The sequence below is a fragment of the Hymenobacter sp. J193 genome, assembly GCF_024700075.1.
Taxonomy (GTDB): domain Bacteria; phylum Bacteroidota; class Bacteroidia; order Cytophagales; family Hymenobacteraceae; genus Hymenobacter.
In genome coordinates this window covers 783857-802204 of the sequence record NZ_JAJONE010000001.1, presented here as the reverse complement: position 1 = coordinate 802204, position 18348 = coordinate 783857, and the positions used below count along the sequence as shown (strand labels likewise).

Annotated in this window: 14 protein-coding genes, 1 tRNA gene and 2 pseudogenes; 6 read left to right on the top strand and 11 right to left on the bottom strand. The window is 61.2% G+C overall.

What is annotated here, in order from left to right:
• Nucleotides 1-50: 50 nt before the first annotated feature.
• Entirely contained in the window at nt 51-869 is an 819-nt protein-coding gene (locus tag LRS06_RS03410; RefSeq protein ID WP_257870183.1) for a purine-nucleoside phosphorylase, read from the top strand.
• A 271-nt stretch (nt 870-1140) separates the two neighbouring features.
• Here LRS06_RS03410 and LRS06_RS03405 read toward each other — a convergent pair whose 3' ends face one another.
• From LRS06_RS03405 to LRS06_RS03380, 6 genes are all read right to left on the bottom strand, one after another.
• The gene (locus tag LRS06_RS03405) at nt 1141-1566 is read right to left on the bottom strand and encodes a lipocalin family protein (RefSeq protein ID WP_257870182.1); all 426 of its coding nucleotides are present in this window, start codon (nt 1564-1566) and stop codon (nt 1141-1143) included.
• Nucleotides 1567-1645: 79 nt separating this feature from the next.
• Nucleotides 1646-2104, bottom strand: coding sequence for a DUF4249 domain-containing protein (locus tag LRS06_RS03400; protein WP_257873370.1), 459 nt, complete (start codon nt 2102-2104; stop codon nt 1646-1648).
• A gap of 8 nt (nt 2105-2112) precedes the next feature.
• Entirely contained in the window at nt 2113-2424 is a 312-nt protein-coding gene (locus LRS06_RS03395; RefSeq protein WP_257873440.1) for a DUF4249 domain-containing protein, read from the bottom strand.
• Between the two features lie 83 nt (nt 2425-2507).
• Complete coding sequence (locus LRS06_RS03390) at nt 2508-4817, bottom strand: TonB-dependent receptor (RefSeq protein ID WP_257870181.1); 2310 nt, start codon at nt 4815-4817, stop codon at nt 2508-2510.
• A 122-nt stretch (nt 4818-4939) separates the two neighbouring features.
• A complete protein-coding gene (gene trxA, locus LRS06_RS03385) occupies nt 4940-5245 on the bottom strand; it encodes a thioredoxin (protein WP_257870180.1) in 306 nt (101 codons plus the stop codon).
• A gap of 75 nt (nt 5246-5320) precedes the next feature.
• Nucleotides 5321-5770, bottom strand: a complete 450-nt coding sequence (locus LRS06_RS03380; RefSeq protein WP_257870179.1) for a hypothetical protein — start codon at nt 5768-5770, stop codon at nt 5321-5323.
• A 554-nt stretch (nt 5771-6324) separates the two neighbouring features.
• Here LRS06_RS03380 and LRS06_RS03375 point away from each other — a divergent pair.
• Nucleotides 6325-7392, top strand: a complete 1068-nt coding sequence (locus tag LRS06_RS03375) for a DUF6687 family protein (protein ID WP_257870178.1) — start codon at nt 6325-6327, stop codon at nt 7390-7392.
• A gap of 60 nt (nt 7393-7452) precedes the next feature.
• Here the strand turns inward: LRS06_RS03375 and LRS06_RS03370 are convergent, their stop codons facing one another.
• Complete coding sequence (locus LRS06_RS03370) at nt 7453-10884, bottom strand: AAA family ATPase (protein WP_257870177.1); 3432 nt, start codon at nt 10882-10884, stop codon at nt 7453-7455.
• A gap of 195 nt (nt 10885-11079) precedes the next feature.
• Here LRS06_RS03370 and LRS06_RS03365 point away from each other — a divergent pair.
• From LRS06_RS03365 to LRS06_RS03355, 3 genes and pseudogenes are all read left to right on the top strand, one after another.
• Nucleotides 11080-11718: pseudogene (locus LRS06_RS03365) on the top strand (glycoside hydrolase family 92 protein); the annotation flags it as partial.
• 38 nt (nt 11719-11756) lie between these two features.
• On the top strand, nt 11757-13220 hold the full coding sequence (locus tag LRS06_RS03360) for an IS1182 family transposase (protein WP_257869603.1): 1464 nt from the start codon (nt 11757-11759) through the stop codon (nt 13218-13220).
• A 111-nt stretch (nt 13221-13331) separates the two neighbouring features.
• Nucleotides 13332-14954, top strand: a pseudogene (locus tag LRS06_RS03355) (GH92 family glycosyl hydrolase); the annotation flags it as partial.
• 251 nt (nt 14955-15205) lie between these two features.
• Here LRS06_RS03355 and LRS06_RS03350 read toward each other — a convergent pair.
• From LRS06_RS03350 to LRS06_RS03335, 4 genes are all read right to left on the bottom strand, one after another.
• Nucleotides 15206-15287 (bottom strand) — tRNA-Leu (locus tag LRS06_RS03350).
• Nucleotides 15288-15311: 24 nt separating this feature from the next.
• Entirely contained in the window at nt 15312-15842 is a 531-nt protein-coding gene (locus LRS06_RS03345; RefSeq protein ID WP_257870176.1) for an iron-sulfur cluster co-chaperone HscB C-terminal domain-containing protein, read from the bottom strand.
• Between the two features lie 50 nt (nt 15843-15892).
• On the bottom strand, nt 15893-16207 hold the full coding sequence (locus LRS06_RS03340) for a putative quinol monooxygenase (protein ID WP_257870175.1): 315 nt from the start codon (nt 16205-16207) through the stop codon (nt 15893-15895).
• A gap of 111 nt (nt 16208-16318) precedes the next feature.
• A complete protein-coding gene (locus LRS06_RS03335) occupies nt 16319-17089 on the bottom strand; it encodes an S-adenosyl-l-methionine hydroxide adenosyltransferase family protein (protein ID WP_257870174.1) in 771 nt (256 codons plus the stop codon).
• Nucleotides 17090-17219: 130 nt separating this feature from the next.
• Here LRS06_RS03335 and LRS06_RS03330 point away from each other — a divergent pair, with 130 nt between their 5' ends.
• Nucleotides 17220-18326, top strand: coding sequence for a PhoH family protein (locus LRS06_RS03330; RefSeq protein ID WP_257870173.1), 1107 nt, complete (start codon nt 17220-17222; stop codon nt 18324-18326).
• The last annotated feature ends 22 nt before the right edge of the window (nt 18327-18348 follow it).

Genomic DNA, 18348 nt, shown 5'->3' with positions numbered 1-18348 from the left:
TCCAGCTAGTGAGCCGTAGCCCGTATACTTGCACAACCTTTTCTGCTACCATGCAAGACCTCCTCGAAGCCGCCAACTACCTCCGCCAGCACCTCACCGATTTTCAGCCCGAAGCCGGCATCATTCTGGGCACCGGGCTGGGTGCGCTGGCCCGGGAAGTAGCCGTGCAGCACCGCTTCAGCTACGCCGACATTCCGCACTTCCCGGTATCGACGGTGGAAAGCCACGCCGGCGAGCTGCTGGCGGGCACCCTGGCTGGCAAGCGGGTGCTGGTGATGCGCGGGCGGTTTCACTTCTATGAAGGATATACCATGCCGCAGGTGGTGTTTCCAGTGCGCGTGATGAAGCTGCTGGGCATCCGGCACCTGTTTGTGAGCAACGCCAGCGGCGGCCTCCACCCCGACTACAACTACTCCGACCTGCTGCTGCTGGAAGACCACATCAACCTGCAGCCCACCAACCCGCTCATCGGCAAGAACCTAGACGAGCTGGGCCCGCGCTTCCCCGATATGATGGAGCCCTACGACCAGCGCCTGCTCGGGTTGGCGGAGGAAGCAGCCCGGGAACTAGGCCTCACGCACTACCTGCGCCGGGGCGTGTATGCCAGCCTGCCCGGCCCTATGCTCGAAACGCCCGCCGAGTACCGCTACCTGCGCACTGTTGGGGCCGATGCGGTGGGGATGAGCACCGTGCCCGAGGTTATTGCCGCCGTGCATATGGGTTTGCCCGTGCTGGCCGTATCCGTCATCACCGACCTGTGCGCCCCCGGCAAGCTCAAGAAAGTTGACATTGCCGATATCCTGCGCACCGCCGCCGTGGCCGAGCCCCGCCTCACCGCTCTGCTGCAGCGGGTGCTGGAAAAACTTTGATTAATGTGCTAATGTGAAGAAATGTGAGGAATGTGCTAACGCCTTGGCTGTCATTGCGAGGACGAAGGACATTCCGCGCATCAAGCGGCGTCAATCCGTCCTGGGCAACGCACTAGGCCCCGGAATATGAAAAGCCCCTGACGCCAGCACGGACGTCAGGGGCTTTTTGGTAGAAGAGTGTCAGGTACGCTGCTCAGGACGGATTGCTTCTCTATGCTCGCCATGACAGCTAAAGCATTAGCACATTCCTCCACATCAGCACATTAAACCCCTATTGCCGGGAGAAAATCCGCTGCTCCAGCAGCTGTTCTTTGTTGATGAAGCTGTACACCAGCGTGCTGTTGTCGACGTTGCCCAGGTTATAGGTGTTGGTGGTGCCTTTGTGGTCGGTAATTTCGAGCAGCCTGTTTCCCTGACCCGTCAGCTTCCAGGTGCCAGCGGTGGTGGAGTTGTCGAGCAATTGGGTCTGGGTGTAGGCGCCGTCATTTTTGAACTGCAGCTTGTAGCGGTCCTTGATGTCGTTGCCTTTAGCGGCTGATTGACCGCCTATGGCTATTTCATCCAGCTGCCAGGTATACAGCAGGGCATTAGCCGAGTAGGACGGGGCCGGGTCGCACCCACAGGACATGTTCTCGCAGCTGCTCACCAGCCCGAAGACGAAGAGAAATACCAGCGCAAGGGAAAACGTACGGCTCATGATAGAAGGTAATAGGTGGATGACTATGGTCTAGGAGCCCACCTGCCACGCCAGCGTTGCATGCTTCGCCTGAAGCCGGTTACTTAATGATAATTGTGCGCCGCTCATAGCTCAGCACGGTGAATACGCCCAAGCCACCCTGCACCGTGCTGCGGATGCCAGCGGGCTGCGCAAACGGGTTGCCGTTGGCCCCGCGCGCATCATCCACCGACTGCATAAAGTCGGCATAGGCCTTGTCCAGGTGGTAGAGCGTGGTGATGAGCGTATCGCCTGGGTCGAACTCATAGCTGGTGCCCAGCGTGAACTCCTGCCCGTTGTTGAGCCGGTCATCGGGCGTGTAGTCTACCTCCGGGTCGTCGGAAATACTGTCGCGGTGAATCTGGAAGCGGTAATAGTCGCCCGCGGTAGCCGGGTCCTGAAACCGTACCAGCACGTAGGCTTCGCGCTGGTCTTCGGGCCGGTCGTTGAATTTCCACTCCACCGTATCGATGGGCACGCGGGCGGGCATGGTGGCCGTGCCCGTGAGGTGGCGGCCCAGCGCATCCGTTACGTCCAGCGTGAAGACGTCGCCGGGCTGCGCCTGCAGCCGGGCATGGCCGCGGTGGGTGTAGCCTTTTTTGTGACCGGGTTGAAAGCCGGGGCAAACTCCAGGGTGTCGCGCCAGCCGGCGGGGCCACTCAGCACCACCTGCACCTGCTGGGGTAGGCTGGGGTTGGGCGAAGCCAGGTACTCCGTAGTTTCCGTGACGGTGAGCTGGGGCACGCGGCCGGGGTCGAGGTAGCACTCCACTACCAGTTGGGCCGGGTACGCGGGCAGCTCCACGTCGATATCCTGCTGCAGGCCGCAACCGCCAAGCATAGCGAGGCTGCCAACTGTCAGAAGCCCGACGGCCCGGTTCAGCACCGGCCACAAAATCCGAGAAATTCGCATGAATCCGTGGTTCAGAATTTGAAATTGTACGTAGCCGAGGGAATGACAGGGAACAGGGAAACCTGTCGGGCGCGGTAGCCGATTACCTGGCTTTCATCCTCGTTTTTCACCTGATCGAAGAACACGAAGTAGGGGTTGCGGCGGCTGTAGGCATTATAAACGCTGAACGTCAAGTCCGACTCCGTAAACCAGCGCGTGGGCTTCATCTTCCAGACCAAACCCAGATCCAGGCGGTGGTAGGGCGCCAGCCGGTAGCCGTTGCGGTTCGGGTACACCGGCACGGCCGAGTCTTCGGCCCCGTACACATCCTGGAACAGGAACCGGGCCAGCGGCAGGGTAGTAGGGTTGCCTGAGCTGTAGGTGAAGGAACCCGTAAGGCTCACGCGCTGGCTGAGCTTATGCAGGCCCACAACCGTGAGGTTGTGGCGCCGGTCGTAGGTGGGGTAGAACAACTCCCCGTTGTTGATGCCGGCGGTGCCGCGCTGGGCCGGAAAGCGCCGCTTGGTCCAGGAAAGCGTGTAGCCTATCCAGCCGGTAGTGCGCCCGGTTTTCTTTTCCAGGTAGATTTCGTCGCCGTAGGCAAAGCCCTTCCCGAATAGGAATTCGGCGTCCAAGTCGGGGTTCACGAACAGCTGGGCCCCGTCGCGGAAGTCCACCTGGTTTTTCGCCCACTTATAATACACTTCATTGGAAAGCAGCCACTGGCCGCCCGCAAACAGGAAGCTGGCCCCGGCCGAAGCCTGCTGGCTGCGCTGGGGCTTCACGGAAAGGCGCGAAGGATACCAGATATCCGTGGGCAGGGAGGCGCCGGAGTTTGTGACCAGATGCAGGTACTGGTACATGAGGGCGTAGTTGGCCTTGAGCGTGAGCTTGGGCGAAAGGGTGTAGCGGGCCGCTGCGCGGGGCTCCAGGCCGGCGTAGGCATCGGAGCCGCTGCGGAAGCCCGTCAGGCGCAGGCCACCCTCCAGCTGCCACCGGTCGGAAGCGCGGAAGTTGTCGGTGGCGTAGAGGCCGCCTTCCTGCCCGTCGTAGCCCACGTCGTCGCCGAAGTTCAGGCGCCCGTCGGCGGAGCCGGCCTTCAGGCGGCCCACCCCAAAGCGGTGCTGGGTGCCCATGGCCCCAAAGCGCACGGTGTGCCGCTCGTTGGGCGTGTACTCGAAGTCGGTTTTAAGCGTGTAGTCGCGGATGGTGGACGACAGGTTGAAGCTGAACTGGTCGAGCTTGTTGGCAATTTCGTACTTGTAGTGCGTAAACGAGGCCGAGGTGTTGGCGTACAGGCGTGGGCTGAACACGTGGTTCCAGCGAGCCGAGGCCACGGCGTTGCCCCAGTTGAAATTGAAGTTGAAGCCGCCCGGGGAGTTAAAGCCGAACTTGTCCTGGCCGTAGTAGCCGCTCAGGTACACCCGGTCCTTTTCGCTTAGCGTGTAGTTGGCCTTGGCGTTGAAGTCGTAGAAGTAGTAGTCGGGAATAGGGTTGAAGTCCGGGTCACCCTCATTAAGCTTGTTGATCTGGCGGGTGAAGACGTCAAAGTACGTGCGCCGCCCCGACACCAGGAACGCACCCTTGCCCTTCTTTAGCGGCCCTTCCACCGTCAGACGGGAGGAAATCAGCCCCAGCCCGCCCGTTATACCCAGTTTCTGGTTGTTGCCCTCGCGCAGCTTCACATCCACCACCGACGAAAGCCGCCCCCCAAACTGCGCCGGGAAGCCCCCTTTGTACAGATCCACGCTCTGCACCGCATCAGAGTTGAACACCGAAAACAGCCCGAACAGGTGATTGGGATTGTATACCACCGCGTCGTCCACGAGCACCAGGTTCTGGTCGGCCGAGCCACCGCGCACAAACAGGCCACTGGTGCCTTCACCGCCGTTCTGCACCCCGGGCTTCAGCTGCAGGGTTTTCAGAATATCCACTTCCCCAAACAGGGCGGGCAGCAGCTTGGCTTCGGCGGCGGTGAGGCGCTCCACGCTCATCTGGGTGCTTTTCTGCTTTTGTTCCAGGGTGCCGCTGGCTTCCACCACCACTTCGCCCAGCTCGGTGCCGCCGGGCGTCAGGCGGAAATCCAGCCGCTGGCTGGCACGTAGGTTCACGTCGCGCGTAATGGTCTGATACCCGATAAAGGACACAACCACCTGGTAGCGCCCGGCGGGCAAAGAAAGCGTGTAGGTGCCTTTCTCATCGGCCGTGGCACCCGTGCTCAGGGCGGGCACGGCTACCGTAGCTCCCGGCAGAATGCCTGCCTCGCCCTGCACCCGGCCGCTGAGCGTGATGGTGCCTTGCTGCGCCGCTGCCGGGCCGGCCGCCAAGCAGATTATTCCCAAAAAAAGCCTTCCAAGAAAAGAAAAAAACGCATCAGCACCAAGCTATAACCCACCAAACAGGCACAAAGGTAAACGCCCCGACCGCGCCGGGCAGTATAGCAAACCTGCTTCTTTGGAAAAGACTATAAATAAGGCTGCATCACCTGTGCCAGCTGCTGGGCTGGCACCACGCCCGCCTGCCGCCACACCGGCTGCCCTTTATGAAACAGAATAAGCGTAGGAATGCTTTGCACCCGGAACTGCTGAGCTGCGGCCTGGTTGCGGTCTACATCCACTTTGATGATTTTCAGCTTTCCCTGGTAGTCAGCGGCCACCTGCTGCAGAATGGGCGCCATGGTTTTGCACGGCCCGCACCAGTCGGCGTAAAAATCGACCAATACCGGCATGCCGGGGCTGTTGATGAGTTCGGTGAAGGACTTTTTAGGCATGGCAGTAAGTGTTGAAAACGAAAAAGCGTCCGGCGCAAGCTGCACCGGACGCTCCTATACGGAAGAACCGCAGGGTTATTTTCGTTTTTCGACTACCGTTACGTCATTGGTCGTCGTCGGGAACTCAAAGCGCCCGCCCACTACTTTTTTGCCGGCCACCATGCAGGCCCAGGTGTAGCGCCCCGGCGTGGATTTGGCCGCCTCGCCTGCCTCCGACTTGAAATAGTCACCGTTGGTGGGGTCGGCCGGGTACATAACGTCGGCGCCGTTCTGGCCTTTCTCAATATCCTTTACCAGGATATATTCCTTGCCGGTCGACTCGCTGGTGACCACGAACTTGGCGGTGTAAGTGCCCAATACGCCATATTTATCCATCACCCCCAGGCGGATATAGGCATCGGTAGATACCATCCAGGTTTGGGCCTGCGCCGTTGCGGGCCGAAACGCCAGCATAATCAGCAAAAGACCCGCTACGCGCAGAAGTTGCAGGCCACGTTTAGACAAAGCGGAAGTAGAAGTTTGCATGCGGTAAGAGGAGATAAAGGTGAAAACAAGGAAAAGGGAAAATGGGGGTAAGAGAGCGGAACACGTGTGATTGGTGGGATTATATCATCTCGCGTAATCAAATATAATGAGGATGCCCGGGAATCAAACAAACGTTTGGTATTCTTTTTTTATAAAACGGAAGGAAGTCAAACCGAACAATAGCCTGAGAAGCCGCTAACAGCGAAAGGGTTGTAAAAAAATGTAATTCAATTACTGTACCAATTCCCTGCTGAATACCTTTTGGCTGCTGCCTGCAACAGCTGTGGCCCCCGGCAAGTGCGGGCGCTTCGTACGGTATGAGCTGGCTTAGAATCCTAAAAACCGGGGCCGACCGCAAACTTGCATTATGCAGCTATTTTGGAAGAACAATGCACCGCCGCTTCAAAGCGCCCAGTGGCTCATTGTTCCCGGGAAACGTTGCGCAAAGTGCAGGAGCTCCAGAATGGCTTTCCCGGGTTGAAGCCCGGGCGTGGGAGCATCTTTAGTGGCGGCTGCCGTTTCTTTGCGCCCTGATGTCGTCCTGAATATATATAATGGAGTTTCTCGCGTTTCCTGCCGCCCGCCGCCACGCTGCCAGTACCGTGGTAGTAGATAGTATCCTGCCCCGGGCTGCCCTCACGCTGGCGCACTGGCGCGCGGCGCCTACTCCGGCCGCGTATCAGGATGATACCAGCGCCGGCTCGGTGCTGCGTGCCCTACGCCAGCCGGCCGCCGGTTGGGCGCAGGCCAGCTACGTTACGGCCAACCACTTCGACGTCGACGGGTTCTTGGGCGTGTGGGCGTGGCTGAATCCGGCGCTGGCGCTGCGCTACGACGAACTGCTGCGCCTGGCAGCTACTCTGGGCGACTTCCGCGAAATCGATTGGCAGAGCCCGCTCGCCGACCAGGCTCTGCAGCTGGTGTGCTGGCTGAATGCCGAGGAAAAAGCCCGCTTCTACGAGCCATTCGGGGCCCCGGCCTGGCGGCGCCGCGAAGACGAGGCTTCAGCAGAGAAATTCGACTGGTTTCTGCCGCGCTTCGGCCCCATCCTGGAAAATCCTGGCCTTGGCCGCGCCGCGTGGGAGGCCGAGTACCGGCGCGTAAAGCAGGCGGCAACTCGTGTGCAAAGCCCCGTTGCCACCGTGGGGCGCTACCCCGAAATTGGCTTGACGGTGGTGCGCACGCCGGAGCCGCTGCCGTATTATGCCCTGTTCAGCCCCAGCATTGGCACTGACATAGTGCTGAGCCTGTACGACGGGCAGCGCTACGAGCTGGAATACAAGTACACCACTTGGATTGACCTCGAAAGCCGCCCCACGCTGCCCCGCCTGCCGCTCGACGGCCTTGGTGCCCAACTCAACGCCCGGGAAAACAGTCCGCACCGCTGGTCCTTCGACGGCATCACCGATACCGGTCCGCTGCTGCGCCTCAATGGCCGGCAGCTCACGAAAGCCCAGCGCTACGCCGACCCCGACCAGCGGCCCATCTATGCCTCTTCGATTTCACCGGAAGAAATGGAAGCGGAAGTGGTGGCCTTTTTCCGGGCGGGCTACGCGGGCATCAAGCCGAAGCGGCACTGGACCTGGGCTGAAGTTCGGGAAATTGGAGGCCTGGCAGGATAAATAGGGTATGCCAGTCATGCTTCGGTAAGCTCAGCACGAAGACTGACAGTATGGATGCGTCTATATTTCCTCCCCAAACCCCAGCACCTGCAGGGTGCTGACGCCGCCCGCGCCTTTCCGCACGTTGATTTGGGTGGTGACGCGCTCCTTCAGGGCCTCCACATGGGAGATGATACCGATAGTTTTGCCCGTGCCCTGCAGCATCTCCAGCGCCGAGAGGGCCACATCCAGCGTGTCGGGGTCGAGCGTGCCGAAGCCTTCGTCAATGAAAAGCGTGTCAATCTGGGTTTTGCGGCCTGCCAGCTCCGAAAGGCCCAAGGCCAGGGCCAGGCTCACCAGGAAGCTCTCCCCACCCGACAGGGAATTCATGGAGCGCACGGCACCGGCCTGGTATTCGTCCTGAATGAGCAGGTCGAGGTGCTGCTCGGGGTTGCGCAGAATGCGGTACCGGTCGGTGAAGCGGTGCAGGTGGCGGTTGGCCAGGTCCACGAGGCGGGCCAAAGTAAGGCCCTGGGCAAACTCGCTGAACTTCTTGCCATCGGCCGAGCCAATGACTTCGGCCAGCTGCCGCCAGCGGCGGGCTTCCTGCTGCTGCTTTTCCAGCGCCGCTGCCAGTGCCGCGTGGCGCTCCTGCCCGGCCTGGTGGGCACTTAGCCGCTCCTGTCGCTGGCCCAGCTGCTGATTGAGCTGTGCCAGCTGCTGGTTGCCGCTGGCCAGCTGGTGTTCAATAACCTCCAGCGGCTCCGGGGTGAGGGCGCGAAATTCTTCCTTGCCCATCAGCTCAGTGGTTTCCCGGATAGTTTGCTCTGCCAGGGCTACGTCCTGCTCGTGGCGGCGCAACTGGCTTTGCAGCGTCCCGGCTTCCGCTTCCGGCAGCAGAAGGGCCGGTAGCGTGGCCGGGTCTGGGGCGAGGCCGGCAGCGGCGAGGCCGGCTACCAGCGCCGTGTGCTGCTGCTGCCGGGCATCCTGCTGCCGCTGGGTTTCCTGCTGGCGCTGCTGCAGCGTGCTGGTGGCCACCGTGCGGGCAGTTTCGTGCTGCTGAAGCTGCTGCTCGGCCTGGCGTAGCAACTGCTCGGCGGTGCGCACGGCCGCTTCCAGCTGCTCCCGCGCCCGGGCCACGTCGGCGTCGGGCAGCAGCTCCTGGCGCCGCTGCTGCTGAAGCTGGATGGCGTTGTGCTGCTCCACGAGACCTTGCTTGCGGATTTTAAGCCAGGCCTGCAGCTCCTGCTGGTCGGCTTCGGCTTTGGCCGCTTCCACGCTCACGCCGCCCAGTTCCTGTTTGGCTTCGCTGAGCTGCTTTCCTTTCTGGTCGAACTCCGTGATGCGCTGGCGCGCCAGCTCCATCAGCGCCTGCCCGTTTTCGTTGGTGAACGGCAAACTGAAGTACTGAGCCTGGCTTTGAATGGTAGCCCGAACGGGTTGTACCTGGTCTTCGGCATCGGCCAATTCCCGGGCCAGCTTACCGGCTTCCTCGGCGTAGGTCTGGTGCTGACGGGTGGCCGCTTCCTGCTGCACCAGCGCCTGCTGCACGCGCTGGTCGGCGCTGGTGAGCTGGTCGCGCAGCTCGCGCAGGATCTGCACCAGGGCCTTTACTTCCTCGGCGGCGCTTTTCTCAGTGGTTTCGGGCACCAGCTGAATGGTTCCGGTGGGGGCAGCAGGCTCGGGGCCCGTTTGCTCCAGCATGGTCACGTAGGTATTTAGCCGGTTGAAGCGCGTGCCCAGGGCCCTGACCCGTTGGCTGAGTTCTTCTTCCCGCTGCCGGTCGCGCTGAAATGCGTCTTCGCTCACGCCCAGCACGCCGGCCACGTATGGATGCTCCGTGGCTCCGCACACCGGGCAGGGCTGGCCCGCTTCCAGCAGCAGGCGCGTATCGGAGTGCGAGAGAATAAGCTGCTGCATTTGCAGGCTGCGCCGCAGGTCGTCCCAGTGCTGCTGCTCGCGCTCCTGTTCCTGCTGCAGGCTGCCCACGTGGTAGCGCAGGCGCAGAAGCCATTCGTCGCGGGCCTGGCAGGCTTTCTCAAAGCGGGCAGTATGCTCCCGCAGCAGCTGGCGGGCCGCCTCGGCCGCTTTTTGCTGGGTGGCGGCTTCGGTGGCGGCCTGCTGCTGGCGCTGCCGGGCTTCGTGCAGGCGCTGGCTCAGCTGGCCAAGGGAAGACTTCAAGCCGGCCCATTGCTGCAGGTTGGCCGAAAGCTCGGGCAGGTCGGTGGCCAGCTCACTTACCACGGTATTCAGTAGCAGCCACTTTTCGGTTTCCCTGACCTGGTCCTGCAAAGTGCCCGCCCGTTTGCCGGCCAACTCAGCTGCTGCTTTCAGGCGCTTGCACTGCTCGTTTTTCTCCTCGTACTCTGCCTTGCCCTGTAGCAGCTGCCGCCGGGCCTCGGTCATCAGCAAGTCCAGCTGTTCGGCTTCCCGGAGCCGGGGCTCCTGGATTTCCTGGGCGGCTTTGGCTTGTGTGTGAGCTTGATGAGCCTGGTTTCGGGCCGTTTCGGCGGCGGTGCGGCGCTCTTCCAGCTGCGGCAACTGTTCCTGCAGCTGCGCCGCTTCCTGCTGCAGGCGCGCCAGCTGCTCATCGGTGCGGCGCAGCAGGGCGTAGTCGGTGGCGAAGGGGGCAGCCTGCTGGTGCAGGTCCAGGCGCTGGCGGAGCGGAGTGAGGGTTTCGGCCTGGGCGGCCAGCTGCTGCTGGCGCTGCCGGCTGCCGTGCAGCTTTTCGCTCAGCTCCCGCAGGCGCAGGTGCCACTGACGCGCCTCCTGCAGCTGCTCCTGGGTGGCAGTGGCTGCCTGAAGCTGCTGCGTCAGGGCCTGAACTTCGCCTTCCAGAAACGCTACTTCCTCCGCCGACAGCAGGGCCACGCCGGCCAGCCCGGTGCGCAGCTGCTCTACCTGCTGGGTTTCCTGCTTGGCCCGCTCGAAGGCCGCGCGGGAGATGTCGGAGTACTTCCGGGTGTCGGTAATCTTCTCCAGCAACTGGGCCCGCTCGCCGGCCGGCGCTTTCAGAAAGCGAGTGAAGTCGCCCTGGGCCAGGAGCACCGAGCGCAGAAACTGCCGGTACTCCAGCCCGCTCAGCTCGGCTATTCGCGGGGGCACCTTCGACTTATAAGTTTCCAGAAACTCCCAGGTTTCGGTGCCGTCTTCAGCTTGCTTTCGCTCACTCAGCTCCATGCGCGGGTCCTGCAGCTTGCCCTCGGGGCGCTTGCGGGCCCGGTACTGTCCCCACTTGGACCGGTACTGCTGGCCGTTGACTTCAAACTCCACTTCGGCCCAGCTCTCGCCCGTGCCGTGGCTCATCACCTGCTCGGGGCCGGTGGATTCGTGGCGGGGCACCTGGCCGTAGAGGGCCAGCGTAATGGCGTCGAGGATGGTGGTTTTGCCCGCTCCCGTGGCTCCCGTAATGGCAAACAGCCCCGCATCGACCAGCGGACTCTGGCTGAAATCAACGGTATGCTCGCCGCGCAGGGAGTTGAGGTTGCAGAAGCGGACGCGGAGAATTTTCATGCAGGCAAAACGGCCAAGAATGGGCCGGAAAAAGCAGAAGAGAAGGGCAGGAGTCGGCCCGTAAGCTGCCGGGCATGCCGCCCACGAAGTTACGTCGAAGCAGTCGTTCCAATCGCCTTTCAAAGCAGAACTACGCAAACAAGCGCATTCAACTCCCTATATTCCCGCCCTCAACGCATCCTCCGACTGAAGCTGATGAACCGCTACCTCGCCGTATTCCTGCTCGTAGTTCTTCCTTTTTTTACGCATGCCCAGCCCACTGACTTTGCCAGTCTGGTAAATCCGCTGATGGGCACGGACTCCAAGCCAAGCCTTTCCAATGGCAATACTTACCCGGCCATTGCGCGGCCCTGGGGTATGAACTTCTGGCTGCCGCAAACGGGCAACATGGGCAGCGGCTGGGCCTACCAGTACTCGGCCGATAAGCTCAAGGGCTTCAAGCAGACGCATCAGCCTTCGCCCTGGATGAACGACTACGGGCAGTTTGCCCTCATGCCCATCACCGGCAAGCTGCGCTTTGAGGAAGAGGAGCGGGCCAGCTGGTTTTCACACAAGGCCGAGGTGGTGACGCCCTACTACTACCGCGTGTACCTGGCCGACCACGACATCACCACCGAGCTGACGCCCACCGAGCGCGCCGCCCGCTTCCGCTTTACCTTCCCCAAAACCGACAGCGCCTACGTGGTGCTCGACGCCCTTGATAAAGGCTCCCACGTGCAGGTGCTGCCCCAGCAGCGCCGCATCATCGGCTACACCACCCGCAACAGTGGCGGCGTGCCCCAGAACTTCAAGAATTACTTCATCATCGAGTTCGACCACGAGTTCAGCAGCACCACCGTGGCTGTTGCAGAACCCGGGTTCGTACAGGGAAGATGCAAGGCAAGAAGCCGTTTCTCGACAAAGAGGTGACCCACTTTCGGCTCAGTGAGCGGGTGCCGCGCCATAATCTGTACCGCCGGCTGGCCGAGCTCGTCGACTGGTCGTTTCTCTACGACGAGACCCGGACGCTGTACAGCCACACAGGCCAGCCCTCTTTGGACCCGGTCGTGTTCTTCAAGCTCGTGCTGGTGGGCCGGCTGGAAAACCTGGTCAGCGACCGCCGCCTGGTCGAACACTGCGCCCTGCGGCTCGACATCTTGTTGTTTCTGGGCTACGAGGTGGACGAGGAATTGCCCTGGCATTCCACGGTGAGCCGCACGCGGCAGCTCTTTCCGGCCGCGGTCTTCGAGCGCCTGTTCGACCACGTCTTTGCCCAGTGCGTGGCCCGGGGCCTGGTCGCCGGCGACACGCAGGCCGTCGACTCGGCGCCCGTCAAGGCCAATGCTTCCTTGGAAACGGTGCTGGAAAAGAGGACAACGGGTGTCAAAAGTCCCTTTCTGGCCACGGACGAGGCGGCTACCGCGCCGGCTGCGTCCGTGGTGACGGCTCCGGCCCACCAGCTGCGCAACCTGGCCGCTCACCAGGCCCGGCTCGCCACCCACTCCAGCGTACCCGGCGCGCAGCACGAAAAAGCCCGCTTGCTCAGCAACAAGACCCACTACAGCCCCACCGACCCCGACGCGCGCATCTCCATCAAGCCCGGCAAAGCCCGGGCCCTGAACTACCTCTGCAGCCTGGCCGTGGACACGGCTAAGGGCGTGATCAGCCACGTGCAGGCCGATTTCGCCGATAGTCGCGACAGCCTGCACCTACCCCGCTTACTCACCGGCCTGCAGCAACGGTTACGGTCCCAGCAGCTGCGCATGCAGGAGCTGCTGGCCGATGCGGGCTACGCCAACGGCACCAACTACGCCCTGCTCGAAGCCCAGCAGGTGACGGCCTGGATCCCGGTTTTTGGCCGCTATAAGGCCGCTATCGAGGGCTTTACCTACCGGGCCTCAACCGATGACTACACCTGTGCCGCCGGCAAGGTCCTCTCGTTTCGTAAGTACGACACCTCGGCTGACGGCACCGGGCTGAAGATCTACTGGGCCACCTGCTCGGACTGCCAGCAGTGCCCGCTCAAGCCCACCTGCGTGCCCGGGGCCAAGCGCAAGCAGCTCACCCGCACGCTCTACGACGAGCCGTACCGCCGGGCCTGGCAGCGCCAGCAAAGCCGCCGGGGCCAACACATGCGCCGGGTGCGCCAGGGCACGGTGGAGCCCGTCTTCGGGAATCTGCTCCATCACTACGGCCTACGCCGGATGAACGTGCGCGGCCAGGCCGGAGCCCACAAGACGATGCTGCTCACGGCCGTAGCCTACAACCTGAAAAAGCTGCTTAAGTACCGGCCCAACCGGCAAGTGAGCCTGACCATGGCCCTGCCACAGCCATTACTGGCCGCTGCCAGGCGCTAGTATAGCTCAACTGCCCGACCTTGACGCACAGATGGAAACTCGCACAGTAACGGGCTGGAAAAAGAGCCGAACGAAACGAGTTCTGCAACAGCCACCACCATTTACCTGGACAAGACGCTCTACGTGCAGCGGCTGGAAGCTACCGGCGGCCACACCGGGGCCGTGGTGGGTTTTAAAACCCGCAAGGGCGAGCAGGTGCAGGCGCGGGTGGCGTCCTCGTTCATCAGCCCCGAGCAGGCCGAGCGCAACCTCCAGGAAATCGGCAGCAACGATTTTGAGGCGGTAAAGCAGCAGGGCCGCACGGCCTGGAACGAGCAGCTGGGCCGGGTGCAGGTGGAAGGCGGAACCGAGGCTCAGCAGCGCACCTTTTATTCCTGCCTGTACCGCTCCCTGCTCTTTCCGCGCAAGTTCTACGAGCTGGATGCCGCCGGTCAGCCCGTGCACTACTCGCCCTACAACGGCCAGGTGATGCCCGGCTACCTCTACACCGATACCGGTTTCTGGGACACGTTCCGGGCCTTGTTTCCGTTTCTGAATCTGCTCTACCCCGAGGTGAACAGTCAGATTCAGGCGGGCCTCGTGAATACCTATAAGGAAGGCGGCTGGCTGCCGGAGTGGGCCAGCCCCGGCTACCGCGACATCATGGTGGGCAACAACTCTGCCTCTGTGGTGGCCGATGCCTACCTGAAAGGCGTGCGCGGCTACGACATCAACGCGCTTTATGAGGCCATGCTAAAAGGTGCTAACGCCCAGGGGCCGCTGCAAGCCGTGGGCCGGGCGGGCGCAGGCTACTACAACAAGCTCGGCTACGTTCCCTACGACGTCAAAATCAACGAAAGCGCGGCCCGCACCCTGGAATACGCCTACGACGACTTCGCCATTGCCCAGCTGGGCAAGGCGCTGGGCCGGCCCAAAAAGGAAGTGGCGCTCTACCAGAAGCGTAGCCAGAACTACCGCAACCTCTTTGATAAGCAAACCCGCTTGATGCGCGGCCGCAACCAGAACGGCACGTTCCAGTCGCCCTTCAACCCCTTCAAGTGGGGCGACGCCTTTACGGAGGGCAACAGCTGGCACTACACCTGGTCGGTGTTTCACGATATAAATGGGCTGATGACGCTTATGGGCGGCCCCAAACCCTTCGTAGCAGCCCTGGACACGGTGTTTACCCTGGCCCCGGTGTTTGATGCCTCGTACTACGGCTCCGTGATTCACGAAATCCGGGAAATGCAGATTGCGGGCATGGGCAACTACGCCCACGGCAACCAGCCCATCCAGCACATGACCTACCTATACAACTATGCGGGGCAGCCCTGGAAAACGCAATACTGGGTGCGAGAAACCCTCAACCGCCTCTACCAACCCACCCCCGACGGCTACTGCGGCGACGAGGACAACGGCCAGACCTCGGCCTGGTACGTCTTCTCAGCTCTGGGTTTCTATCCTGTGTGCCCCGCCACCGACCAGTACGTGCTGGGTGCCCCACTTTTCCCGAAAACCACCCTGCGCCTGCCGGGCGGTAAAACAGTGGTGCTGAGCGCCCCCGCCAACAGCGCCGCCAACCGCTACGTGCAGGCCGTGCGCCTCAACGGCCAGCCCTACCCCCACAATTGGCTTAGCCACCAGACTCTGATGCAGGGCGGAACGGTGGATTTCGACATGGCCGACAAGCCGAATACGACGCGTGGCACGAAGCCCGAGAACGCGCCGTATTCGTTTTCGCGGAACGAGAAGTAAATCGATAATGTGCCTTATGGGTTGTTCTATACTTTTGTGAGTAACGACTTATTTTTTGGATGAGGTCTTACGTAGACTTATTGAACAAGCATTTTACAGTAAATGTAAGACTATGTATCAGTGAGCTTGCTCAGCACAAATGCGGCCTCAAATGGGTGCAAATTCAAAAAGCGCCGGACGCAAAAAGGCCCTAAAAACGGCATTTGCAAACAAATGCGCCGCTTTTAGGGCCTTCCGGCAGTAATTCTTAGTACCCGGAGCCGGAGTCGAACCGGCACATCTTTCGATATCGGTGTTTGAGACCGACGCGTCTACCGGTTCCGCCATCCGGGCAGGATGAACAACTCGGTTAGTTGTTCAGGATCGGGCTGCAAACTTAGCCAGACTTTCGCGAATGCGCAACAGATACCGCTTTTTAAGGTAATAGGTGCGGATTTGTTGGAGCGCCTGTGGCCTCGCATCTGCCGGAAGCATTTCATAACCAGTCAGTACCGGCTGAATCCCGGCGTCCAGAGTTTCGGCAAGCGCGTTTACTTCAGCTTCGACGCGCTGCCGCGTTTCAGTATCCGGCTCAAACTCCAACTCCATCAACTGCTCATTCAGCTCCATCACTTCCATCAGAAAGTCGGCGGGCAGCTCCTGTTTGCCTTCGTCCAGCAGGCCGTGGCTGTTCAGGATATAGGCCATCCGCAGGTCGGGGTCGGAGAGGGTGCGGTAGGCGTTGGTGTTCAGCGTGGCCAGGTGCAGAATTTCCTGCTGCTGCCCGGGGCTGGACGTAGCGTGGAAATCGGGGTGATACTCCCGGCTGAAGGCGTAGTATTGCCGCTTAAGCGCCGCGGTGTCCGGCAAGAACGTTTCAGGGAGCTGATAGAAAGTGAAGTAATTCATCAACAAAAAGCAAGGTAGAGCAGCAAGGGTACCATCAACCTTTGTAAAGGTTAGTGGACGGCAGCTGCTGTAGGCGGAAGATTTGCCGGGTATACGGAAAAGGCCTGAGCCGGAACCGAAAATAGCCGCTTGGTAGCCGGCCATACGCGGCCAAACAACTCGGAGCGGCGGTAGGCATCCAGGGCTTCCTTCGAATCCCAGTGACTATGGGTGCAGAATACGTGCGGGGTGTCTGCATCCTGCCAGAGTTCCATATGCCGGCAGCCCGGCTGGGCCCGGATATAGTCTTCCGAGGCCTGAAAAAGAGCCAGGAAATCCGCAACCCGCTCGGGCTGAAAAGTCATGCGCACAATCCGAATCAGCATAGAAGAGTCGAGTTAAAAGGAAGTTTACGCTAGTGCTTTATAGTTAACATAATAAATAAACAACTGACAAATCCTTTATTACGGCGTTGAAATGGTGTTTTTATGACTTGCTTATCCTGGAGAAAACCGCACATCCACCTGCGAATCGAAATTCAAACCCAGCAACTCGGAGGCGTTGCCTTGGTTGATGCCCACGCAGAGCCGGTCCTGACTGTTGAAGATGCAGCCGGCCTCGCCGGGGTCGGCACTCTGAAAATGAGGAAGAATTTCGCGCACCGTTTCGCGGCCGAAATGGATGGTGCAGGCGCGACCATGCCCCACGGCTTCCACCGCCGTGCGCGTGATGTTGGTGATGAGGTTGCCGTAGTGGTCGACGTGGATGACATGGCCGGTGATGCGGTGATCCTGCAGGCGCAGCTGCCGGTTGAGCAGCTGGTACTGGGTGGCCGCCTGCTGGCCGAGGTCCGAGAGCAGGCCGCCACGGGCCAGGTGCACGGCGGCGGGGGCCAGCACGTCGCGGGTAGGGGAGGCAGTGGGCGCCAGCGTGGACAGCTCTACCAGCTCTTCGGCATGGCCATCGGTGAGCAAGGGCAGCAGGCCGTTGTCGGCCACCACAAAGTAGTGGCCCTGGTAGCGGGCGGCGCGCCAGCTGCCCGCGCCGCGGCCCCAGTCGCTCACGCCGATAAGGTGCACCGTGCCAACCGGGAAATCATTATACACGGCACCGAGAACGTGTACGGCGTGCGCGATGTTGAAGGGTTCGACGGCGTGGGTGATGTCGAGTACCGGCTGCTGGGGAGCCAGCTGCAGAATCCGCGCTTTCACCGCCGCCACATAATGGTCGCGGTAGCCGAAATCCGACAGAAACGTAATCAGCCCCATGCCTAAAATGCGCAGTTCTTCGTACTATTGTTTACCCGGGTAGGGGCGGCAAAAGTAGGCGTTTTGCCGCGAACCAACGCATTCTGCCCGGGTTCTTCCTTTTTTATTACACCGCTAACAATTCCCCGATTTGGTCGAGAAAATCATCACGCTGGAAAACGTGTCCCTGGTTGATTTCCTGGGGGCTGATAACCAGAACATTCGGCAGCTGGCTGCCGCTTTCCCGGGCAGTAAGATTATTTCCCGCGGCAACGAAATCAAAATTCAAGGCCAGACGGCCGTCATTCAGCGCATCAACGACATCCTCTCGGCGCTCCTGGAGCACTACCACCAGTATGGCCTGGTGAACGACAAAACTGTGAGCCAGTACATTGGCGCATCCGACGAAGAGCGGGAGGAAGCCCGCCTTGCTGCCTCGCCCGACGTTATCCTGTTCGGAGCCAAGGGCGGCGTCATCAAAGCCCGTACGGCCAACCAGCAGCGCCTGGTGGATGCGGTGATGAAGAACGACCTGGTGTTTGCGCTGGGGCCGGCCGGTACGGGCAAAACCTATATTTCGGTGGCCCTGGCCGTGCGCGCCCTCAAAAACAAGGAGGTCAAGAAAATCATCATTTCCCGGCCCGTGGTGGAGGCGGGTGAAAGCCTCGGCTTCCTGCCCGGCGACATGAAGGAAAAGGTAGACCCCTACCTGCGCCCAATTTACGACGCGCTGGAGGACATGCTGCCGCCCGAGAAATTCAAATTCTACCTCGAAAACAAGACCATCGAAATAGCCCCACTGGCTTACATGCGCGGCCGCACGCTCAACCACGCCTTTGTGCTGCTGGACGAAGCCCAGAACACCACGCCTTCGCAGCTGAAGATGTTTCTGACGCGCATGGGGCCCTCGGCCAAGGTGATGGTGAACGGTGACCGTAGCCAGATTGACCTGCCCACCAAGCAGAAATCGGGCCTTAATCAGGCGCTGGATATTCTGCGGGGCGTCAACGGCATTGGATTCGTGGAAATGACGTCCGAAGACGTGGTGCGCCACCGGTTGGTCAAGCAGATTGTGCAGGCCTACGACCGGTTCGACACGGAGCAGCAGAAGGAGCAGGCCAACCGCCCCGTGCGCGAGTACCAGCCCTACCGTCGCCCCGGCGGCCCCGCCCAGCCCACCGACCCCGGCAAGCACCCCGATGCCCGCCGCGAGGACGACGGGATGCAGGAACTGCCCGTCAACCAGGAGCAGGTTTAGCCCCCGGACTTACGGCCACAAA

Excerpts from the sequence above, each read along its gene's own strand:
- LRS06_RS03410 (WP_257870183.1), top strand. The coding sequence starts at position 51 with ATGCAAGACCTCCTCGAAGCCGCCAACTACCTCCGCCAGCACCTCACC.
- LRS06_RS03405 (WP_257870182.1), bottom strand. The coding sequence starts at position 1,566 with ATGAGCCGTACGTTTTCCCTTGCGCTGGTATTTCTCTTCGTCTTCGGG.
- LRS06_RS03395 (WP_257873440.1), bottom strand. The coding sequence starts at position 2,424 with ATGCTTGGCGGTTGCGGCCTGCAGCAGGATATCGACGTGGAGCTGCCC.
- trxA (WP_257870180.1), bottom strand. The coding sequence starts at position 5,245 with ATGCCTAAAAAGTCCTTCACCGAACTCATCAACAGCCCCGGCATGCCG.
- LRS06_RS03380 (WP_257870179.1), bottom strand. The coding sequence starts at position 5,770 with ATGCAAACTTCTACTTCCGCTTTGTCTAAACGTGGCCTGCAACTTCTG.
- LRS06_RS03375 (WP_257870178.1), top strand. The coding sequence starts at position 6,325 with ATGGAGTTTCTCGCGTTTCCTGCCGCCCGCCGCCACGCTGCCAGTACC.
- LRS06_RS03370 (WP_257870177.1), bottom strand. The coding sequence starts at position 10,884 with ATGAAAATTCTCCGCGTCCGCTTCTGCAACCTCAACTCCCTGCGCGGC.
- LRS06_RS03360 (WP_257869603.1), top strand. The coding sequence starts at position 11,757 with ATGCAAGGCAAGAAGCCGTTTCTCGACAAAGAGGTGACCCACTTTCGG.
- LRS06_RS03345 (WP_257870176.1), bottom strand. The coding sequence starts at position 15,842 with ATGAATTACTTCACTTTCTATCAGCTCCCTGAAACGTTCTTGCCGGAC.
- LRS06_RS03340 (WP_257870175.1), bottom strand. The coding sequence starts at position 16,207 with ATGCTGATTCGGATTGTGCGCATGACTTTTCAGCCCGAGCGGGTTGCG.
- LRS06_RS03335 (WP_257870174.1), bottom strand. The coding sequence starts at position 17,089 with ATGGGGCTGATTACGTTTCTGTCGGATTTCGGCTACCGCGACCATTAT.